General features: G+C 67.9%; 21 protein-coding genes. 10 read left to right on the forward strand and 11 right to left on the reverse strand.

Annotation, left to right across the window (positions count from 1 at the left end; all coding sequences use genetic code 11):
- Positions 1–207 precede the first annotated feature (207 nt).
- Together NMI01S_RS08840 and mca are read right to left on the reverse strand one after the other, a co-directional pair.
- Positions 208–573 carry a hypothetical protein gene (locus NMI01S_RS08840; RefSeq protein ID WP_063920678.1) on the reverse strand — a complete coding sequence of 122 codons (366 nt, stop codon included), beginning with the start codon at positions 571–573 and terminating at the stop codon, positions 208–210.
- Positions 573–1,490, reverse strand: a complete 918-nt coding sequence (gene mca, locus NMI01S_RS08845; protein WP_062995685.1) for a mycothiol conjugate amidase Mca — start codon at positions 1,488–1,490, stop codon at positions 573–575. The genes NMI01S_RS08840 and mca overlap by 1 nt, the downstream gene beginning before the upstream one ends.
- Positions 1,491–1,674: 184 nt before the next feature.
- On the opposite strand from mca, the gene NMI01S_RS08850 reads away from it, so the two are divergent.
- Both NMI01S_RS08850 and greA read left to right on the forward strand, forming a co-directional pair.
- Positions 1,675–2,172 carry a DUF4307 domain-containing protein gene (locus tag NMI01S_RS08850; protein WP_062995448.1) on the forward strand — a complete coding sequence of 166 codons (498 nt, stop codon included), beginning with the start codon at positions 1,675–1,677 and terminating at the stop codon, positions 2,170–2,172.
- 276 nt (positions 2,173–2,448) lie between these two features.
- Complete coding sequence (gene greA / locus NMI01S_RS08855) at positions 2,449–2,943, forward strand: transcription elongation factor GreA (RefSeq protein ID WP_030518168.1); 495 nt, start codon at positions 2,449–2,451, stop codon at positions 2,941–2,943.
- 195 nt (positions 2,944–3,138) lie between these two features.
- Here the strand turns inward: greA and NMI01S_RS08860 are convergent, their stop codons facing one another.
- The 3 genes from NMI01S_RS08860 to NMI01S_RS08870 form a co-directional block, all read right to left on the reverse strand.
- On the reverse strand, positions 3,139–4,287 hold the full coding sequence (locus tag NMI01S_RS08860) for a cystathionine gamma-synthase (RefSeq protein ID WP_062995449.1): 1,149 nt from the start codon (positions 4,285–4,287) through the stop codon (positions 3,139–3,141).
- A gap of 104 nt (positions 4,288–4,391) precedes the next feature.
- A complete protein-coding gene (locus NMI01S_RS08865) occupies positions 4,392–5,027 on the reverse strand; it encodes a transglycosylase SLT domain-containing protein (RefSeq protein WP_062995450.1) in 636 nt (211 codons plus the stop codon).
- Positions 5,028–5,617: 590 nt separating this feature from the next.
- On the reverse strand, positions 5,618–7,012 hold the full coding sequence (locus tag NMI01S_RS08870; protein ID WP_062995451.1) for a cystathionine beta-synthase: 1,395 nt from the start codon (positions 7,010–7,012) through the stop codon (positions 5,618–5,620).
- A 106-nt stretch (positions 7,013–7,118) separates the two neighbouring features.
- Here NMI01S_RS08870 and NMI01S_RS08875 point away from each other — a divergent pair, with 106 nt between their 5' ends.
- The 4 genes from NMI01S_RS08875 (at position 7,119) to NMI01S_RS08890 (ending at position 10,529) form a co-directional block, all read left to right on the forward strand.
- Positions 7,119–7,571 (forward strand): hypothetical protein, encoded by a 453-nt coding sequence (locus NMI01S_RS08875; protein ID WP_245716798.1) that lies wholly within the window; start codon positions 7,119–7,121, stop codon positions 7,569–7,571.
- A gap of 169 nt (positions 7,572–7,740) precedes the next feature.
- Positions 7,741–8,613, forward strand: coding sequence for an SGNH/GDSL hydrolase family protein (locus tag NMI01S_RS08880; protein ID WP_062995452.1), 873 nt, complete (start codon positions 7,741–7,743; stop codon positions 8,611–8,613).
- A 78-nt stretch (positions 8,614–8,691) separates the two neighbouring features.
- Entirely contained in the window at positions 8,692–9,912 is a 1,221-nt protein-coding gene (locus NMI01S_RS08885) for an acetyl-CoA C-acetyltransferase (RefSeq protein ID WP_039780629.1), read from the forward strand.
- Between the two features lie 281 nt (positions 9,913–10,193).
- The gene (locus NMI01S_RS08890; protein ID WP_062995453.1) at positions 10,194–10,529 is read left to right on the forward strand and encodes a DUF1330 domain-containing protein; all 336 of its coding nucleotides are present in this window, start codon (positions 10,194–10,196) and stop codon (positions 10,527–10,529) included.
- 124 nt (positions 10,530–10,653) lie between these two features.
- Here NMI01S_RS08890 and NMI01S_RS08895 read toward each other — a convergent pair whose 3' ends face one another.
- On the reverse strand, positions 10,654–12,111 hold the full coding sequence (locus NMI01S_RS08895; protein WP_174554463.1) for an MFS transporter: 1,458 nt from the start codon (positions 12,109–12,111) through the stop codon (positions 10,654–10,656).
- A 145-nt stretch (positions 12,112–12,256) separates the two neighbouring features.
- On the opposite strand from NMI01S_RS08895, the gene NMI01S_RS08900 reads away from it, so the two are divergent.
- Entirely contained in the window at positions 12,257–12,586 is a 330-nt protein-coding gene (locus NMI01S_RS08900; RefSeq protein ID WP_062995454.1) for an ArsR/SmtB family transcription factor, read from the forward strand.
- A 103-nt stretch (positions 12,587–12,689) separates the two neighbouring features.
- Here the strand turns inward: NMI01S_RS08900 and NMI01S_RS08905 are convergent, their stop codons facing one another.
- Both NMI01S_RS08905 and NMI01S_RS08910 read right to left on the reverse strand, forming a co-directional pair.
- Positions 12,690–13,541: a Bax inhibitor-1/YccA family protein gene (locus tag NMI01S_RS08905; RefSeq protein WP_062995455.1), complete on the reverse strand. Its 852-nt coding sequence runs from the start codon at positions 13,539–13,541 to the stop codon at positions 12,690–12,692.
- 129 nt (positions 13,542–13,670) lie between these two features.
- On the reverse strand, positions 13,671–14,822 hold the full coding sequence (locus NMI01S_RS08910) for a class I SAM-dependent methyltransferase (protein ID WP_062995456.1): 1,152 nt from the start codon (positions 14,820–14,822) through the stop codon (positions 13,671–13,673).
- A gap of 72 nt (positions 14,823–14,894) precedes the next feature.
- Between NMI01S_RS08910 and NMI01S_RS08915 the strand changes: the two genes are divergently transcribed.
- The 3 genes from NMI01S_RS08915 (at position 14,895) to NMI01S_RS08925 (ending at position 16,810) form a co-directional block, all read left to right on the forward strand.
- Entirely contained in the window at positions 14,895–15,485 is a 591-nt protein-coding gene (locus NMI01S_RS08915; RefSeq protein WP_062995457.1) for an AMIN-like domain-containing (lipo)protein, read from the forward strand.
- Positions 15,486–15,538: 53 nt separating this feature from the next.
- Positions 15,539–16,084 (forward strand): DUF6153 family protein, encoded by a 546-nt coding sequence (locus NMI01S_RS08920; RefSeq protein WP_157126099.1) that lies wholly within the window; start codon positions 15,539–15,541, stop codon positions 16,082–16,084.
- Positions 16,085–16,168: 84 nt separating this feature from the next.
- The gene (locus NMI01S_RS08925) at positions 16,169–16,810 is read left to right on the forward strand and encodes a DUF305 domain-containing protein (protein ID WP_062995459.1); all 642 of its coding nucleotides are present in this window, start codon (positions 16,169–16,171) and stop codon (positions 16,808–16,810) included.
- A 133-nt stretch (positions 16,811–16,943) separates the two neighbouring features.
- On the opposite strand, the gene NMI01S_RS08930 is transcribed toward NMI01S_RS08925, so the two are convergent.
- From NMI01S_RS08930 to NMI01S_RS08940, 3 genes are all read right to left on the reverse strand, one after another.
- Complete coding sequence (locus tag NMI01S_RS08930; protein ID WP_062995460.1) at positions 16,944–17,231, reverse strand: hypothetical protein; 288 nt, start codon at positions 17,229–17,231, stop codon at positions 16,944–16,946.
- Between the two features lie 200 nt (positions 17,232–17,431).
- Positions 17,432–18,778: a lipase family protein gene (locus NMI01S_RS08935; RefSeq protein ID WP_063920679.1), complete on the reverse strand. Its 1,347-nt coding sequence runs from the start codon at positions 18,776–18,778 to the stop codon at positions 17,432–17,434.
- A complete protein-coding gene (locus tag NMI01S_RS08940) occupies positions 18,775–19,905 on the reverse strand; it encodes an esterase/lipase family protein (RefSeq protein ID WP_062995461.1) in 1,131 nt (376 codons plus the stop codon). The genes NMI01S_RS08935 and NMI01S_RS08940 overlap by 4 nt, the downstream gene beginning before the upstream one ends.
- Between the last annotated feature and the right edge of the window lie 11 nt (positions 19,906–19,916).

Below are 19,916 nucleotides of genomic sequence, written 5' to 3' on the forward strand. Positions count from 1 at the left end.
ACGTATCGTGTGGGATCCCATAGGAGTCGTCCGGCCGATTTCCGCCGAAGCGCGGTAACGAGACATGCGCGACAGACCACCGGATCGTATGACCCGGACAACATCGAAGCAGATCAGAGCATCAATCGAAGGTACGGCCCGAAGCCGTCGCCGCTCCCGGATTGCGATTGGGCACCGAATTGGCGACGGCGCGGCGAATCAGCGGCTTCAGGAAGCCTTACCGGAGGGCGGCGGCTGGGTGGACGGTCCCGAATCGCCGCGGCCGGATCCGTTGGCCGCCCCGTCGCGCGACTGCCGCGGCGCATCGCCGTCGGCCGCATCGCCATCCTCTCCGGCGACACCGTGTTCGGTGCCCTCGTCGGCCTCCTGGTCCGGTTCCGGATGTTCGCGGGAGAAATCGGCGGGCAGCCGCTTGATGTGCTTGTTCATCGAGCGGATCAACAGCACCGTGCCGGCCAGCAGTACGAGGATGATCACCAGTCCCAGCGGCGACGCCTTGCCGAATTCCGGACCGGTCGGGTTCGTGGTGGTGTTCTGGGCCAGCAGCGCGGTCTGCGCGAACAACGTCGACATCATCGAACCGTGCCCTCGACAGCCCGGTCGGCGACGATATCTTCGGCGTCCGCGTCTTCGGCGTCCCGGATTCCGGCGAACAGGTCGGTCTCCGGGATCGCGGTGCGCACCCGGGTCCTGGCCAGTTCGAATTCCTCCGTCGGCCACAACCGCTGCTGCATCTCCAGCGGAATGGCGAAGAACATGCCGTTGGGGTCGATCTGCGTGGCGTGGGCGCGCAGGGCCTCGTCACGTTGCGGGAAGTATTTGCCGCAGTCGATCTGAGTGGTGACCCGCGACATCACATCGCCGTGTTCCTGAGCGGCCTTGCGGATGCGTTCCATCCAGTCGCGCATCGGGAACGGCTCATCGATCCGGTCGTACTCGTCGGCGAAGGTTTCGAGGCGCTGCAGGCTGAAACCGTGGTTGTAGTAGAGCTTCAGCGGCGTCCACGGTTCGCCCGCGTCGGGGAAGCGCTCGGGGTCGCCGGCCGCCTCGAAGGCCGCCATCGACACCTTGTGGCACATGATGTGATCCGGATGCGGATAGCCACCGTTCTCGTCGTAGGTGGTCATCACGTGCGGCCTGAATTCGCGCACCACCCGCACCAAGGCCTCGGTGGCCTCCTCGAGCGGCACCAGCGCGAAGCTGCCCTCGGGCACCGGCGGCAGCGGATCCCCTTCGGGCAGACCGGAATCCACGAATCCGAGCCAGCGGTGCCGCACGCCCAGCGCCTTCGCCGCAGCCGCCATCTCCTCGCGGCGGACGTCGTCGATGCGGTCGAGAATCCCCGGCACATCCATCGCCGGGTTGAGGATGGAGCCGCGCTCACCCCCGGTCAGGCTCACGACCAGCACGTCGTCACCCTCCGCGGCGTATTTCGCGGTGGTGGCGGCGCCCTTGCTCGACTCGTCGTCGGGGTGGGCGTGCACCGCCATGAGGCGCAGCGGCCGATCGAAGCTGCCGCTCACTTCTCGTTCACCTCGTTGCTCACCGTTTCACCTCATAGCCGTCCGCCGTGCCCGAGCGGCACGCGGGTGTCCGAACTGCATTCCCTATAGTTCCATCCGACGGTCTTTTGTTCCGACCTACCCCCTGATCGACCACGGGAGCGACCACATCATGAGCGAGGCGGCACCGCAGTCCGACCGGACCGATCCGGACGGGCGCACCGCCGACGCCGCCACCGGGGCGACGGGAGCGGGCAGCGATCGGGTGTCGAATCGTTACGGAACCGGTCCCGCGCGCAACCGCCGCTGGGTTCCGATCGCACTCGGCATCGTGGTGGTGATCCTCGGGCTGATCGTCGCCTATGTGGGTTATCGGCAGTACGGCCCCAAGGATATCGAGCCCGATCAACTCGGCTACGACGTCGTCGACGATTCCACGCTGACCGTGCACTTCAAGCTGACCCGCAAGAACCCGCAGCAGCCGGTGGTGTGCCTGGTGCGAGGCATGGACACCGAGGGCAGCGAGATCGGCCGCCGCGAGGTGCTGATCCCGGGCTCGGACAGCGGAACCGTCGAACTCACCACCACGGTGCGGACCACCACCCGGCCCGCCAACGGCAATATCTACGGGTGCAGCGATCAGGTACCGGCCTATCTGAAGGCCGGCTGACACCCCCACATTCAAGCCTTCTACCTGCACATATCCAATTCGTGCTAGAATGGCGCGAACACGGTTCCGAACGCTCGGAGCCGTGTTTGCTGCATTGACGGCCAGCGCTGCCGGGTCCCGGGTACACAATGCCCGCGACACCGTCGGGGTTCGAGGAACATCCCCCCGGATCGCTCTAGCCGTCGACTGTTGCTGTGCGCGGACACCTGCTCGCGCATGCGCGACGGGTATCACGGACCCCGGCACGCCGGGAACAACTACTAGGGAGTGATCGAGATGACTGAGACGCAAGTGACCTGGCTCACACCGGAGTCGCATGAGAGGCTCAAGAGCGAACTCGACGCGCTCATTGCCAACCGTCCGGTCATCGCGGCCGAGATCAACGAACGCCGCGAAGAAGGCGACCTGAAGGAGAACGGCGGCTACCACGCCGCGCGCGAGGAGCAGGGCCAGCAGGAGGCCCGCATCCGTCAGCTGCAGGAGCTGCTGAACAACGCCAAGGTCGGCGTCGCGCCGACCAAATCCGGTGTGGCGCTGCCCGGCTCGGTGGTCAAGGTCTACTACGACGGCGACGAGACCGATACCGAAACCTTCCTGATCGCGACCCGCGAAGAGGGCCTGGGCCGGTCGGACCTGGAGACCTACTCGCCGAGCTCCCCGCTCGGCGGCGCCCTGATCGACGCGAAGGTCGGCGAGACGCGCGAATACCGCCTGCCCAACGGCAACATGATGAAGGTGACCCTGGTCAGTGCGGAGCCGTACCACAGCTGACGCGGGGAAGGTGTCGTCGATGAGCGCGAGCGGCAGCGGTGATACCGCCGCGGTGGCGCTGCGCGCGCTCCTCGGCAGATCCGGCCGGGTCGGCAGCAGCCCGGCCGCACATCTGACATAGCTCCACCGACACGAACGGCCGCACCGATTTCGGTGCGGCCGTTCGTGTTTTCCGAGCTTGTTCAGCGTGTCGGGTCAGCCCAGCGCCCGCTCCACGTCGGCGAGCAGATCGCCGATGTCCTCGATACCGACCGAGAGCCGCACGAGATCCGCGGGCACCTCCAGTTCCGAACCCTCGGTCGAGGCATGGGTCATCGCACCGGGATGTTCGATCAGCGATTCCACTCCACCGAGCGATTCGGCGAGCGTGAAGATCTTCGTCCGCGCGCAGAAGTCGTGTGCGGCCTGCTTACCGCCGCGCAGCCGTACCGAGATCATGCCGCCGAAACGGCGCATCTGCTTCTGCGCCACCGGATTTCCGGCGTGTTCCGGCAGACCGGGATAGATCACCTGCGAAATGGCCGAGTGGTCGGCGAGGAACGCGGCGAGGGTCTCGGCGTTGTCGCAGTGCCGATCCATCCGCAACGCGAGGGTTTTGATGCCGCGCATGGTGAGGAAGGCGTCGGTGGGTCCCGGGACCGCGCCGGCACCGTTCTGCAGGAAGGCGAAGGCCGCGTCGAGTTCGGCGTCGTCGGTGATCAGTGCGCCGCCGACCACATCCGAATGCCCGCCCAGATATTTGGTGGTCGAATGCAGCACGATATCGGCGCCGAGCAGCAGCGGCTGCTGCAGGTACGGGGAGGCGAAGGTGTTGTCCACCACCAGTTTCGCGCCGCCGCCGTGCGCGACGTCGGCCAGCGCCGCGATGTCGCCGACGTTGAGCAGCGGGTTGGTCGGCGTCTCCAGCCACACCAGTTTGGTGTTGGGACGCAAGGCGTTTGCGACCGCGTCCGGGTCCGACACGGGGGCCACCGAGTATTCGATACCCCACTGCGTGAACACCTTGTCGATGAGCCGGAACGTCCCGCCGTAGGCGTCGTTCGGAATCACCAGGTGATCACCCGGACGCAGCGTCGCCCGCAGCACACAGTCGGTGGCCGCCATCCCCGAGGAGAATGCCCGCCCGTAACTCCCCGATTCCAGCGCGGCCAGATTCGCTTCCAGCGCGGCGCGGGTCGGGTTACCGGTGCGGGCGTACTCGTAGCCGCCACGCAGCCCGCCCACGCCGTCCTGGGCGAAGGTCGAACTCGCGTAGATCGGCACATTCACCGCACCGGTCTGCGGATCGGGATCGAACCCGGCGTGCACGGCTCGTGTGGAGAACCCCAGCTGATCGTCGGTCATGCGGACCAGCCTAGATCCGTGCCGTCGCGGCGCTCGAGCCGGGAACCCCCGGCCGTGGATCGATGTGAGCGGGGTCATGCCCGCCCCGCGCGAACACCTCAGGCTCAGTACGCGGAGTTGACGTTGTCCATCGAGCCGTAGCGGTGCGCTGCGTAGTTGCAGGCGGCCACGATGTTGGCGACCGGATCCCAGATGTCCCAGGAGGTGCCCTCGACGTGGTACGCCGCGAAGGTCGGGTCGATGACCTGCAGCAGGCCCTTGGACGGGATGCCGTTCATGGCATTGATGTCGTACAGGTTGATGGCCTGGGTGTTACCCGAGGACTCCCGCATGACGTTGCGGTAGATGCCGTCGTAGCTACCCGGGATGCCGTGCGCGGCCATGATGTCGAGAGCGTTGTGGATCCAACCGTCCAGGTTGTCCGGGTAGACCGGCGCCGGCGGGGGCGGCGGGGGAAGCACCGGCGCGGGTGCCGGAGCGGGAGCCGGCATCGGGGCCGGGATGGCGGCGGCGGGTGCGGCCGGCGCCGGGGCGGCCGCGGCGATGGGCTCGGCGGCAGCGGTGGGCTGGGTCTTCTCGGCGGCGGCGATCAACGTGGACGCCAGCGCGACCGGCTTCACATCGTCGCTCTTGTGGCCACCGGCGGAGGTGATGGCGGCGAAGGCGGCAAGGGCCAGGGTGGCTGATCCGGCGGTACGCGCGACCGCCTTGGCTCTACTGCTTGTCGTGGTCTTCGACATTCGATGTTCTTCCCTACTGTGTGTCGGCCTCGGTGGCCTGCGGCAGGCAGCACTGGACCAGGGCGGGCCCTCTGGGACTCACCTCGCGTACTGCATGCTTTTTTCGGATGACGATCCGGCTACTGACTCAGACTCGACGTCTGACAACCAACGAGGTCACAGGATGATTGCGGTAGGTGAACGTAAACTTAACTCGAAATGAACAAACGGTGCCGCCACTCGCATTTCGCATCGATGGCCACTCGCTATATAGCGCTGACCTGGGCATCTCCCCGTTCCGAGACAGTGCTGCGCATCACAGAAAAATAACGCGTGTCGTTGCAACCAAGGGTGTTTTGTCCGTTTTTCGGACGTTCGGCAACTGTTCGGTAACGATCGACAACGCTCGGTAACCCCCGCCGAGATCTGCTCGATAGACAAAGTTTGCGGACCGACCGCATTCGCCCGGGCAGGCCTGCCGGCACGCCGCGACCGGCGACTCGGTGAACGGCCGGCAGAGGCCACGGGGACCCCGAAACGCGCTCACCCGGCCGCAGAATGCGCGGCCGGGTGAGCGAGGGGGCGAGATCTGCTGTTGTGCGGCGAACGAGTCAGTGCGTGGACAAACCCGACCCGCTGAGGAATCCGAGCAGATCGTGGCGGGTGATGACCCCGATCGGCTTACCGTCCTCGACCACCATCAGCGCGTCCGTCGACTCCAGCTCCTTCGTCGCCGCCGACACCGGCTCGCCGGACCCGATCAGGGGGAACGACGGGCTCATATGCTTCGACACCGGATCGGTCAGATGCGCCCGGCCCTCGAACACCGCCGACAGCAGATCGCGCTCGGTGACGCTGCCGGCCACCTCGCCGGCCATCACCGGCGGTTCCGCGCCGACCACCGGCATCTGGGAGACGCCGTATTCGCGCAGGATCTCGATGGCGTCGCGCAGCGTCTCCTGCGGGTGGGTGTGCACCAGATCCGGCAGCGCGCCGGACTTGCCGCGCAGAACGTCACCGACCGTCGGCTCGGCGGTGCTGCCGTCGAGCCGGCTCTGCAGGAAGCCGTAGGAACTCATCCAGTTGTCGTTGAAGATCTTCGACAGATAACCGCGGCCGCCGTCGGGCAGCAGCACCACGACGACCGCCTCCGGATCGCGCTCGGCGACTCGCAGCGCGGCGACCACCGCCATACCGCAGGAGCCGCCCACCAGCAGGCCCTCCTCGCGAGCGAGGCGGCGGGTCATCTCGAAGCTGTCGGCATCGGAGACGGCGATGATCTCGTCCGGCACCGCCGGGTCGTAGGCCGAGGGCCAGAAGTCCTCGCCGACACCCTCGACCAGATACGGCCGGCCGGTGCCGCCGGAATAGACCGACCCCTCCGGATCGGCGCCGACGATCTTGACCTTGCCGCCGGACACCTCCTTCAGATACCGGCCCGCACCCGTGATGGTGCCGCCGGTGCCCACGCCGGCCACGAAATGGGTGACCTTGCCCTCGGTGTCGCGCCAGATCTCGGGACCGGTGGTCTCGTAGTGGCTGGCCGGACCGCCCGGGTTGGAGTACTGGTCGGGCTTCCACGCGCCCGGGATCTCGCGGGTGAGCCGGTCCGAGACGCTGTAGTAGCTGTCCGGATGCTCCGGCGGCACCGCGGTCGGGCAGACGACCACCTCGGCACCGTAGGCGCGCAACACGTTGCGCTTGTCCTCGCTGACCTTGTCCGGGCAGACGAAGACGCATTTGTAACCGCGCTGCTGGGCGACCAGGGCCAGACCCACTCCGGTGTTCCCGGAGGTCGGTTCCACGATGGTCCCGCCCGGCTTCAGCAATCCCTGCTCCTCGGCGGCGTCGATCATCCTGACCGCGATGCGGTCCTTCGAGCTGCCACCGGGGTTGAGGTATTCGATCTTCGCGGCCACCACCCCGGAGTTCGGGCCCACCACAGAGTTCAACCGAACGAGCGGGGTATTTCCGATCAGGTCGACGACGTGGTTCGCGATACGCATAGCTACATCGTCGCAGAGCCGCGCGGGCGACTTGCGTTTGGTACGGCGAGCGCTGCGTTTGATCCGGCGAGGACATGGCCGTGCGGTTACTATGCCGAACGTGAGGATGCCGAAGACAGCTCGCGCCGCCGCAGCGGTGGCCGCGACCGTCGGGGCCGTGACCGCCATCGCGTCCGCCTCGGCCAGCGCACAGACCGTCGAATTCCCGCAAACGCCGAGTGTGTTCTACGGCGGATTGTGCGGGGGCAATATCCGGACCTGGGTGGATACCAGTCCCGACTGGCCCGGCCGGGCGGTGTTCAACGTCCAGGCGCTGGCGATTCAGGGTGTGGGCCCGGGCCAGTATCCGCTGGCCCCGCTGTGCAACGTCGACACCACCGTCGCGTGGCGCAACACCAACACCGGGGCCGCCGGCGAGTACCGCCTGAACGTCGTCTCCGGCATCTACGGCAGCATCCTGTACGCCGAGTTCCAGAACACCGGGCCGGGTCATATCGAGATCACGGTCACCACGAACAACCTCAACATTCCCGCGCACGGCGCATTCGACGTTTCCTGACGCGCGCCGGCCTCGTCCCTGGTCGGCGCGTCGCACGCATCGCATAATCGGTGGGACCGGACCGGGAGCGCCCCCTCGTGGCCGCACCGGATTCGCACGCCGCGGGCACCGGGCCCGCCGCGGGTGATCCGGTCGGTGGCAGCGTCGGAGTGAGACGGGAGGTTGGCGCGTGGCTTCCAGGACGTGGCGGACGGTCGCGGCGAGCGCGGCCGCCGCGGTGGCGGTCGGCTCCGGGGCGGGCACCGCGGGCTGGGCGACCTACCGCCTGCTGATGTCGCAGGCGCGCGCGGCGCGCACCGTGATCGGCCGCGACACCTCCAAGCCGCCGGAGGCCGACGGCGTGTACACCCGCGACTGCGCGGCCCCGGAATCGTGGCGCGCGGGCGTGCCGTTCGACCTGCACCTGATGATCTTCGGCGATTCGACCGCCGCCGGAGTGGGCTGCGCCGATGCCGAGCAGGTGCCCGGCGTCCTGGTGGCCCGCGGTCTGGCCGATGCCACCGGATGGCGAATTCGCTTGAGTACCAAGGCGATATCGGGCGCCACCTCGAAGGGGCTGGCCGGTCAGGTCGACGCCATGTTCATCGCCGGCCCGCCGCCGGACGCCGCGGTGATCCTGGTCGGCGCCAACGATGTCACCAAGAAACACTCGATCTGGCGTTCGGCGCAGCGGCTGCGGCACGCGGTCGGGCGCCTGCACGAGGCGGGCGCCGTCGTGGTGGTCGGCACCTGCCCGGATCTCGGCACCGTGGCCGCGATCCCGCAACCGCTGAGCACGGTCGTGCACCGCTGGAGCGCGCGGCTGGCCCGGGCCCAGGTCGGTGCGGTCCGCTCGGCCGGCGGCACGCCCGTGGCGATGGGCGATCTGCTCGGGCACGACTTCCGCAGCACCCCGGAGGTGCTCTTCTCCGCCGACGGGTTCCATCCCTCGCCCGCCGGATACGCGTTGGCGGCCCGGCACCTGCTCCCGGCACTGCTACGTGAGCTCGATGAACGGGATCCATCTCGACCGGGTGTTCCGAGCCACACCGCGGCGACGTAGATTCGGGGTTGAATTGTCGTACCCCTGTACCGAAACGGTCCGCTGACCGATTCGGCGACCCCGATATAAGGAGTCCTCATGCCAGAGGCCGTCATCGTTTCGTTCGCCCGCTCCCCCATCGGCCGCGCAGGCAAGGGTTCGCTGGTGACCATGCGTCCCGACGACCTCGCCACCCAGATGGTCCGCGCCGCCCTGGACAAGGTTCCGGCGCTGAACCCCGCCGACATCGACGATCTGATGCTCGGCTGCGGACAGCCCGGCGGCGAGGCCGGATTCAACATGGCCAAGGTGGTCGCCACCCAGCTCGGCTACGACTTCCTGCCCGGCGTGACCCTGAACCGGTACTGCTCGTCGTCGCTGCAGACCACCCGGATGGCGCTGCACGCCATCAAGGCCGGTGAGGGCGATGTGTTCATCTCCGCCGGTGTCGAGACCGTGTCGCGGTTCCCGAAGGGCACTTCCGACGGCTGGCCGGACACCCACAACGAGAAGTTCGCCGAGGCCGAGGCCCGCACCGCCAAGCGCGCCGAGGGCGGCTCCGACGGCTGGGCCGATCCGCGCGAGGGTGGCGATCTGCCCGACATCTACATCGCGATGGGCCAGACCGCCGAGAACGTGGCGCAGTTCACCGGTATCTCGCGCGAGGACCAGGACCACTGGGGCGTGCGGTCGCAGAACCGCGCCGAGGAGGCCATCAAGGCCGGCTTCTTCGAACGTGAGATCACTCCGGTGACGCTGCCCGACGGCACCGTCGTCTCCACCGACGACGGCCCCCGCCCCGGCACCACCTACGAGAAGATCTCGCAGCTCAAGCCGGTCTTCCGTCCGGACGGCACCATCACCGCCGGTAACGCGTGCCCGCTGAACGACGGCGCCGCCGCGCTGGTCATCATGAGCGACACCAAGGCCAAGGAGCTGGGTCTGACCCCGCTGGCGCGCATCGTGTCCACCGGCGTGTCCGGTCTGTCGCCGGAGATCATGGGCCTGGGCCCGATCGAGGCCGTGCGCAAGGCGCTGAAGATCGCCGGCAAGACCATCGACGACATCGACCTCTACGAGATCAACGAGGCCTTCGCCGTACAGGTGCTGGGCTCGGCTCGTGAGCTGAAGATGGATCTGGACAAGCTGAACGTCTCCGGCGGCGCCATCGCCCTCGGCCACCCGTTCGGCATGACCGGCGCCCGCATCACCGCCACCCTGATCAACAACCTGCAGACCCACGACAAGCAGTTCGGTCTGGAGACCATGTGTGTCGGCGGTGGCCAGGGCATGGCCATGGTCATCGAGCGCCTGAGCTGAGCTCCCCCGCCTCTCCGACAATTCAGCGGATGAGTGGGTGCCGCGAGACTTGCGTTGCGGGGTGGCGGTGAGTGCTGAGGTGGCCTCTGGGCGTGCCCGATGAGTTACCCATGTGCTCGCGAAATCAGTCGGCCGGTCCGCATCGAAAGGTGAGGACCGGCCGATTCGCGTTGCGGCCCGGCGGCCATGTTCAGCGCGCATTACCTGGCGGGTAATCGTTCTCCGGCCTCCGGCGCGGAAGTATCAATGGCGTCAACGCCACTCGGTTCGAGGAGTTCGAGATGCCTGCCTACGCCGTGGCCCATCTGCACGATGTGGATGTCAACGCCGAGATCGTGGAGTATCTGCGCCGGATCGACGGCACGCTGGCGCCGTTCGGCGGGAAGTTCATCGTCCACGGCGGGCGGCAACTGGTTGCCGAGGGGCCCGCGAGCGCCGTCGCCATCGTCATCGAATTCCCCGATTACGAAGCGGCGCAGGCCTGGTACGCCTCGCCGGAGTATCTGGAGATCCTGCCGCTGCGCCTGAACAATGCGGCCGGGGTCGCGATTCTGGCCGATCACTGCGGTAACGACCACGTCGCCACCGATGTGCTCCCGGCTGAACTGCTCATGTGAAACCCGCGGCGGCGGAGCGACTCGGGGACCGCGGGGTGCGCGAGTCCAGCGGTTCCAGAGCTCGCTTACCCGAACCGATCGCGGCCCCAACGGATTGGGGCCGCGACGACCGCAGCGGTGTGGGTCAGCCGATCTCGGCCAGCCCGGGCTCCCGCGGTGCGACTGCCCGCTCGGGCCGGGCCGAGCGCAACAGCAGCACGATGGCCAGGCCGAACACCATCCCGACTGCCGTCAGGGCGACGACCACCCGCTCCCCCTGTGCGGCAGCGGAATTCGTTGCCGCCCCGTTGTCCGTGCCGAGTTCGGCGATCACCGTGAAAATGGCCAGACCGATCGCATTTCCGATATTCAACGCCGTAGAGGCGATGCCGTTCGCGACACCCTGCTCCGCACCCGGCGTTCCGGCCGCCGCGGCGATCCACATCGCCGTCCAGACGATGCCCTGGCCGACACCGGACACGATCAATCCGGGCACCAGAGCGCCGTACCCGGCCGAGGCATCGAATCCGATTGCCAGGACCACGGTTCCGACCGCACCGATACCGAATCCGATCAGCAGTGTGGTGCGAACGCCGAACCGGGTCGCCGCCCGTTCCCCAAGCTGGGTTCCGGTGGCGATGGCGACCGACGGGACCAGGAACGCGAGCCCGGTCTGCAGGGCGGTGTAGCCGTGCACAGTCTGCATGAGAACGGTCAGGAAGTACGGCAGCACACCGAAGGTCGCCATATAGATGAAGGTGACCGCCATACCGATGGTGAGGCTGCGATTGCGGAACAACCGGAACGGCATCAGCGGATCGGCACTGCGCGACTCGACCACCGCGAAGACCGCGAGCAGCAGTACCGCGAGAACCAGCGCGCCGACGACGAGCGGACTGCCCCAACCCAGTTCGGGGCCCTCGACGAGCGCGAACACCAGAATGGTCGAGCCGCCGGTGACGAGCAGCGCGCCGGGAAAATCGAACGACCGCCGCTCGGCGCCCGCCCGATCGCGCGGTATGACGCGCAGCGCGGCCAGCGCCACCACGGCGGTCAGCGGCACATTGACGAAAAAGACTGCGGGCCAACCGAAATTCTCGGTCAGCACGCCACCGAGCAGCGCGCCGATGGTCAGCCCGCTGGCACCCGCGCCGCCCCAGACCGCCAACGCCCGGTTCCGCTTCGGCCCCTCGGGAAACAGTGTGTTGATGAGCGAGAGCGTCGACGGAAGCAGCAACGCACCGCCGATGCCCTGAACCGCCCGGGCGATGATGATGACGACGGGACTACCCGCCAACCCGCCCGCGAGTGACGAGAGGCCGTAGAGCCAGAGCGCGAGCAGGAACATCCGGCGCCGCCCCAGCAGGTCGGCGGCGCGGCCGCCGAGCAGCAGGAATCCGCCAGCGAAGACGACGTAGGCGCTGACGACGAGCTGCTGGGTTTGCCCAGGAAAGCCCAAGTCGGAACCGATATCGGGAAGTGCGACGAAAACGATGTTGAGATCGAGCGCGTAGATCGACTGCGCCAGCGCCAACAGCGCCAGAGTCCAGCCCAGCAGTGGGCCGGTCCGAGAAGTGGGGCTGGGCGAGGTGGGGGTGGGCATGGGATGCCTTTCTGCCTGCGGATCGGAGCTGTCGAGGCGGGGCCCACGCCGTCGACTGTACGATATTTCACGTACAGTCGAACTGTACTAATAATTACGTACGGTCTGTCAAGACTTCGTACGTAAGTCGCAGTACTATCGGACTATGGCTCTGAACCACCCCAGCCGCGATCGGATCCGCGTCGAGCAAGTCCTCGCCGCGCTCGGCCACCCGACCAGGCTCGGTGCTGTTCGAGTTCTCGACGGTGGCGGCGAATTCAATTGCACGAGCGTGCTGAACACCCTCGGCATCCACGCCAAATCCACGATGACCCACCACTGGCGAGTACTGCGGGAAGCGGGCGTCATCCGCCAAACCCCCTCCGGCCGCGAATATCTGGTGGAGTTGCGACGCACCGACCTCGACACCCGCTACCCCGGCCTCCTGGACGCCGTACTCGCCGGTGCCCGCGACGACGGCCGGCTATCCGACTGACGGGTCGCCGAACCGCAGCGCCGGCCACCCGAGTCCCCCGGCCGGCAGAACGAGAACGGGTGGCTGCCGAGACGGCAGCCACCCGTATTTCAGATCGCGGAAATCAGTCGTTCTGCAGATAACTCAGCAGGCGCAGGATCTCCAGGTACAGCCAGACCAGGGTGACGGTCAGGCCCAGGGCGACGCCCCACGCGGCCTTCTCCGGCGCACCGGCTCGGATCAGCTGGTCGGCGGCGTCGAAGTCGAGCAGGAAGCTGAAGGCCGCGATCGCGATGCAGACCAGGCTGAAGATGATCGCCACGGTGCCGCCGTCGCGCAGGCCGAAGCCGCCGGGGGTGAAGAAGGCCGCGATCAGGTTGCCCAGCATCAGCACGATCACGCCGATCATGGCGCCGACGAGCATGCGGGTGAAGCGCGGGGTGACCCGGATGGCTCCGGTCTTGTAGACCACGAGCATGCCGAAGAACACACCGAAGGTGCCCAGGACGGCCTGGGCGATCAGGCCGCCACCGCCGACGCCACCGAATTCCACATTGGTGAACATGAACGACAGCGCGCCCAGGAAGAAGCCTTCGGCGGCCGCGTAGCTCAGCACGATGGCCTTGTTGTCCTGCTTGCGGCCGAAGGTGGCGACCATGACCAGCGCGAAGCCGACCAGGCCACCGACGATCACGAACAGCGGGGCCAGCGCGTGATTGGCCGCGGTCGCGCCGTAGGCGATGATCGCGGCGACGGTGACCACGCCGAGGGTGATGCCGGTCTTGGTGACGACATCATCGATCGTCATCGGCCGGGTGGCCGGCGCCTGCTGATACGGCTGCTGGACACCGTACGGGCTCTGCTGGCCGTACTGCGCGAACTGCCCGGCGCCCGCTGCCGCCGAACCGAATCCCGCGTATCCACCGCCCTGTTGTTGCGGCAAATTTTTGAAGATCGGGTTACTTGTGGTGCGCAAGGTCCCGTGCCTTTCCGAAGTAGCGGTCCACGTCCGTCGTGTCCGTTCTGAGTATCCAACGATCCGCTCCGGGAGCAAGTTCCCGAACCGGACATCAATTCGGACATATCAGACTGTACTGCTCGTAACCTACTCCCGCCGGGCGGTGTGCAAGCCGCATACGGACCGAGTCACGGTGAATTTGCGATTACGACTCACCACGTCGGTCGTGCCGACCAGGCGGTCCATGACGCCGCGATAGTTGAGGTGGCTGTTGTATACGGTCCACAGCTCTCCGCCCGGGCGCAGTACCCGCCCGGTTTCGGCGAACATCTTGATCGCCGAGCCGGTGTGCACGGCGGCGCCGACGTGGAAAGGGGGGTTGCACAGCACCAGGTCGGCGCTGTGGTCGCCCACCGCCGCCATCGCGTCGTCGCGGACGACGGCGACCCGGTCGCCGACCCCGTTCGCCGCGGCCGTGGCTCGGGCCGAGGCGACCGCCGCGGCCGACTGGTCGGTCCCGACCACGGTGATGTGCGGGCGCGCCTTGGCCAGGGCGGTGGCGAGGATGCCGGTGCCGCAACCGAGGTCGATCGCCTCCCGCGCGTCGGGCTTCATCCGATCGAGGTGTTCGAGCAGGAAGCGGGTGCCGATGTCGAGCCGCGCCCCGGAGAAGGCCGCTCCGTGCGCGACCACCTGCAAAGCGATGTCGTCCAGTTGCTCGCGCAGCGGGAACTGCGGGGTCCCCGGCATTTTCGGCCCGGTCGCCGTGATCGTCCGCGACTTCTGCCGGCCCCGGCTGGCCTGGACACCGGAAAAGTAGTCCGCCAACACGTCGTTCATCGCCGGTGTCAGATACTTGTCGCGGCCGCCGGCGATCACGGTCACCTGCGGATCGGCGTAACGGGCGACCGCTTCCGCGATTTCGGCGAGACCGGACAGCATCCGGGGTAATCGCAACAGGACGACGGTGACCCCGTCGAGCAGGTCCGGACCCAGATCGTGCGCGATATAGCGATCGGCCAGGTCGATGGCGCGGGCATTGTTGGCCAGCGCCTGCTCGCCGGTCAGCAGATCCTGGTGTACCCGGATATCGCGCAGGTCGTGGGCGGCGGCCGCGCCGAGGGTCAGTGCGCCGTAGCAGTCGTCGATCACCGCTACCCGGCCCGGGCCGGCCGTCGCGAGCAGTTCCGCGGCGGTATCGAGGATCAGGCGATCGGCGGCATCGACGGCGTAGAGGTTCACTGCTTCCACATCCGGATAGCGCCGCAATCGGCTCAGTATGTCGTCGACCTCCAGCATTCCTACAGTGTGCTAGACCGTTGCCGTGTCGTCACCACGGCCCCTGGCGCCCGACGGCATACCATCGGCCCCATGCGTAACAGGCTGGCATTGACGGTGGTCGCCGGACTCGTACTGCTGGCGGGTTGCTCGGACGGCGGCTCGAATCAGACCGGCCGAACGCCGATGCCGCCCACGACCGGGGCCGTGACGGCGGCGCCCGAGCCGAGCCAGGCGCCGCCCTCGGGCACCTCACCGCAGCAGGCCACCCCGGCCCCCGACACCCGGCTCACCGTGACCGATGTGCGCATCGGCCACCACGACGGTTTCGACCGGGTGGTGTACCAGTTCGGCGGCACCGGCGGGGCGCCCGGATGGACTGTGCGCTACACCGATCGCGCGGTACAGAACGGCAGCGGCCGGCAACTGCAGATCGCCGGCACCTCCATTCTCGAGGTCCAGATCGTGGGCACCGCCTACCCGTGGGACAGCGGGGTGACGCCCTACAGCGGCCCGGACCCGGCCACCGATCCGAGCGCGCCGGGTATCGCCGGGGTCTACGGCGCCCAGGATTACGAGGGCACGACGCAATCGTTCATCGGCGTGAACGCGGATCGGCCGCCGTTCTCGGTGACCGCGCTGTACCGGCCCGTACGGCTGGTGATCGACATCGCCACCGGGTGATCGCCGCCACCCATACCGCCCGGGGGTAGGTGATCCGTGCGTAGACTGGGGCCGTGCTCACAGTGGGTCGCCTCCGTCGCGCGCCCGGATTCGTCCGGGCGCTCGGTGTGCTGACCCTGCTGATCGGCGTCGCCGTCATGCACGCGGTGGTCTTCTCCACCGGGCACGCGATGGGCGCCGCCATCGAGCCGGCCGTGTCATCGCCTGCTGCCGTGAATACGCTTGCCGCCCCGGGCATTTCGCCGATCCCGCACGGCAGCCACTTATCGGCGGCCACAGCGTCCGGAGGAGTCGCGGCGGCGGCCGTCCGAAACGAGAAAGCCCCTTCCGCGGACCGATCGCAGGCCGCGCCGATGCGCACCCCCACGGTGGCCGACGGTTCCGACTGTGACGGCTGCACCACCCACGCCGGTATGCACGCCTGCGTTTTCGTGCTGGTGACCCTCGCGCTGGCCCTCGGGCCGGCGGTGATCGCCTGGCTCGGCGCCGATCGGATTCTCGGCGCCGCTCGCCTCGCGCGCCTCGGGCTGCGCCGCCGCACGCGACCACCTCCGTGGACCGTGCTCTCCCTGGCCGAATTGGCGATTCTGCGGATCTGACCGGTCCACCGGATCGGCGTGCGAACGCGCGCGGATACCGGCCCGCCAGGTTTATCCCCATCGCAATTCCCCAGGAGCACACTCATGTTCACTTCTCGTATCCGCATGCTGTCGACCGCCGCCCTCGCCGCTGCCGCCCTGATCGTCGCCGGTTGCGGCAGCGACGACTCCGGCAGTTCGAACACCTCCGCACCGGCCTCGTCGTCGCATTCGCCGATGGCCGATATGCCCGGGATGAATCACACCGGCGCACCGTCCACCGCGACCCGCACCGATGCCAACGACGCCGACGTCAGCTTCCTGACGATGATGTACCCCCATCATGCGCAGGCGGTGGAGATGGCGAAGCTGGTCCCCGGCCGGTCGCAGAATCAGGAATTGATCACCCTCGCCGCGAACGTGGAGAAGGCGCAGGCCCCGGAGATGGAGCAGTTCGCCGCGCTGCTGCGCAGTTTCGGCAAGCCCGCGCCGCAGGCGACCATGAACCATCCGATGGACGGCGTGATGACGCCGGAGCAGATGACGCAGCTGCGGGACGCGTCCGGCGCCGACTTCGACCGGATGTGGCTGCAGATGATGATCGCGCACCATCAGGGTGCGGTCGATATGGCGAATACCGAGATCGCCGACGGCACGAACGCCGACGCGAAGGCGCTGGCGCACAACATCCTCACCGCGCAGCAGGCCGAAATTCAGCAGATGCGCGGGATGCTCGGGCAGAGCTGATCGACCGCGGTCGCACCGTTGCGTGCACGGGCCGACCGGCTCGCACGGTGTCGACCGCGGCTCGCGCACGAGCCCGGAAACCACACGCATGCGGGTGTGCCGGATATCCGGCACGCCCGCGTGGGTGGATCGGTCAGCTACCGATGACGGCGTTCATGATGGTGCCCGCACTGGTCGCGACACCACCGCCGATCATCGCGCCGGCCACCATCTTCGGCGACTCCAGCCCGCCGCCGCTCCACTTCTCCCAGGCGAAGCGGCCGCCGCCGTAGGTGATGGCGGTGACGCCGGACAGCAGGACGAACCAGGTGAAGTAGCGGACCAGCTTCATCAGTTTGTCCGCGGCCGGCGGAGTTTCCGGCGTGGGGTTGCCGACCTGAGCCAGCACGGTGGTGTACATATCGTGTACGGCGAGAACCATGCTCACGTTCGTTGTCCTCTCGGATGCTGAGGTGATGCCGGTACTGAGGTGATGCCGGTTGGAGCGCAGAGCATGCAGTGACAACTCGTCAAACAGAACCAATTGAACCGCACCGGCGCCTCGCCCGCAGCCGGACACACCGCATTCACGAAAGCGGCCACTACCTGCGGTTCCAGGTCAACTGACCGGTCCACCGGCGATCATGCGCGTGACCGGGCGCTCTCGGCGATCGAAGCGTGCGGGGAGCGCGCCGCACCGGCATCGACACCGGCGCCGATGTCCTTCGGCGACGCACCCCGGATTCGGCGTCCGGTCAGCAGCCGCACACTCGAGGCGGCCAGCCGGAGGTGCCCCGCCAGCGCGCGCCGGGTCACCGCCACCGACCACACCGTGCGTGTCCCGGGAGTCGTCGGCCGTCCGGCGAATCGGTCGGCGAGCCAGTCGATCATCACCGGGACGGCCAGGAATTCCAGCGGCAGATGTGCGCTGAGCCGATCGCGCGGATAGCCGATATCCGCTCCCGCCGCTTCGTAGCGCCGCACGAGAGCGTCCACATCCTCGACGGCGATCACCTCGTCGTGGACGCCCTGCACGATCAGCATCGGCATGCGCGGCGCCCTGCGACCGGGCAGGATGTCGGCGAGTACCGCGCGCAATTCGGCGGTGTCCAGCAGGCCGGGCAGACCGCCCGCGGCGTAGCGCCCGGCATCACGGCGGGCGAGGCGGGCCAGCAGCGGAAGGGTCGCCGACACTTCGGCTTCGGCCAGCATCGCCAGATAGCGGGGCTGCAGGGCCGCCCGCAGCGCGGTATCCAGCTCCGGATAGCCCCGGCGCAGCCCCGCGGTGAAGACCATGGCGAATCCGGCGAACACCGTGCCGTTCAGGCGCTCGAACGCCGCTCCGGGGTCTCCCACCGGCGAGCCGGCCACGGCGCCGACGATATTCAGTTCGGGCGCATGGGTTTCCGCGAGTTCGGCCGCCCAGGCAGTGGCCAGGCCACCCCCGGAGTAGCCCCACAGGGCGATCGGCGTGCGCGAATTCAAGCCCAGCGGAACGAAATTCAGCGCCGCTCGGATGCCGTCCAGCGCGCGGTGCCCCGGCTCTCGCGCCACCCCGAATCTGCCCTCGGTACCACCGTGATCGGGCACCGACACCACCCAGCCCCGATCCAGCGCCGCCGCGATCAACGGCAGTTCGAGCTGCGGGATCGCGCCGATCGCGCGGACGCCGCGTCGCAGCGCGTAGGACGGAAAACACTGCGGTGCAACGGCATCGATCGCGCAGTGAAACGAGACCAGCGGCCGCCCGGGCGCGCAGTCGCGGGGCAGCAGCACCGTGGTGACCGCCGCCTCGGGCGTGCCGTTCAGATCGCTGGTGCGATAGAGCAGCTGCCAGGCCGAAATCCGCAGCGGGACAATACCGAAGGCCGCCAGCTCCACCACCCGGCTGCGCAGGATGGCGCCCGCCGGCTGCGCTTCGAACCCTTCCGGCGCGCGATGGAAGGGATCGGCGTCCGGCCGCGGCGGCAGCGGCCGCCGGCCGCTCACAGTCCGCCCCCGCCGCCGACGAACCACGGGGTGAAGCTGCAGCTCAGCGTCGGATATCGCTGCGGATCGAGCGCGTGCAGGGCGATCGAGAGCGCCCGCGGGGAGTACATCATCGTCAGGTGATCGGACAGGTCCTGCTCGCAGCCGTCCTGCAGGGTGATGTCGTTCACCGTGGCATCCGGCCCGGCCCGCAGATACGCCAACTCCACCGGATTCATCACCTCGTCGTAGCGGGAGGCCACCACGGTGTACGCCACACCGGGCACCGTGTCGCCGGCGGAGTTGAGCTGGTTCAGAAACGGCGAGCCGACGGCCTGCTGAATATTCGCCGGGCCGATCAGCGGACGGTAGAAACCGAGAATATCGATACCCAGATTCGTGATGATCCGGCCCAGCGTGGCCATGCCCAGCAATGTCGTTCCGTGATGGGTCCCGCCGAAACTGACCAGCTGCCCGACCTTTTCGGCGCCGCCGTCGAATTTCAGATATTGATCGGCTACCGGCGCCCCCTGGGAATGCGCGACGATGTCGACGCGGTCGGAATGTGTGGTAGCGCGCACCCGGTCGACGAAGGCCGCCAGTTGCCGTGCCGAATCCTCGATCGGCCCGACCGCATAACGGCCGGGAAGTACCGCGCCGAGACCACCGCCGTCGAGCAGACCGGACCGTCCGTAATTGAAAGCGAAAACACAAAAGCCCGTCCGAACGAGTTTCGGGGCCAGATAGGCGAAACTGTCGTAGGCGTTGAGCCAGGTACCGTGCACCAGCACGATCGGTTTCGGATGGTCGGCGCTCGGCACACAATCCCAGCGGTTCGTGCCCGGCGGGGCGGCATCCGGATGAGTGAGCCCGTATCCGAAAGCGGCCAGGTAGGAGGTCATTTCGGGGCCCTCCCCCACCGTTTCGCTCGCGTGGCTGGCGGCCCGGCCGCCGGAACCGGGGCTGCTGCCGGTGTCCAGGATCGGCTGCGGCACATCGCCGTCCGCGGCGGGATGCAGGCCCGCGGCGATCAGTTCGGCCAGCTGAGTTTCCGTGGCGTCCGGCGGCGCCGCGGTCGCGGTTCCTGATCCGATGACGGCCGCGCAGATCAGCGCGGCGAGCGCTGGGATTCGATATCGAAGCTTCATTGCTACCTTCC

Origin of the sequence: Nocardia mikamii NBRC 108933 (assembly GCF_001613505.1) — a bacterium.
Taxonomy (GTDB): Bacteria; Actinomycetota; Actinomycetes; order Mycobacteriales; family Mycobacteriaceae; genus Nocardia; species Nocardia mikamii.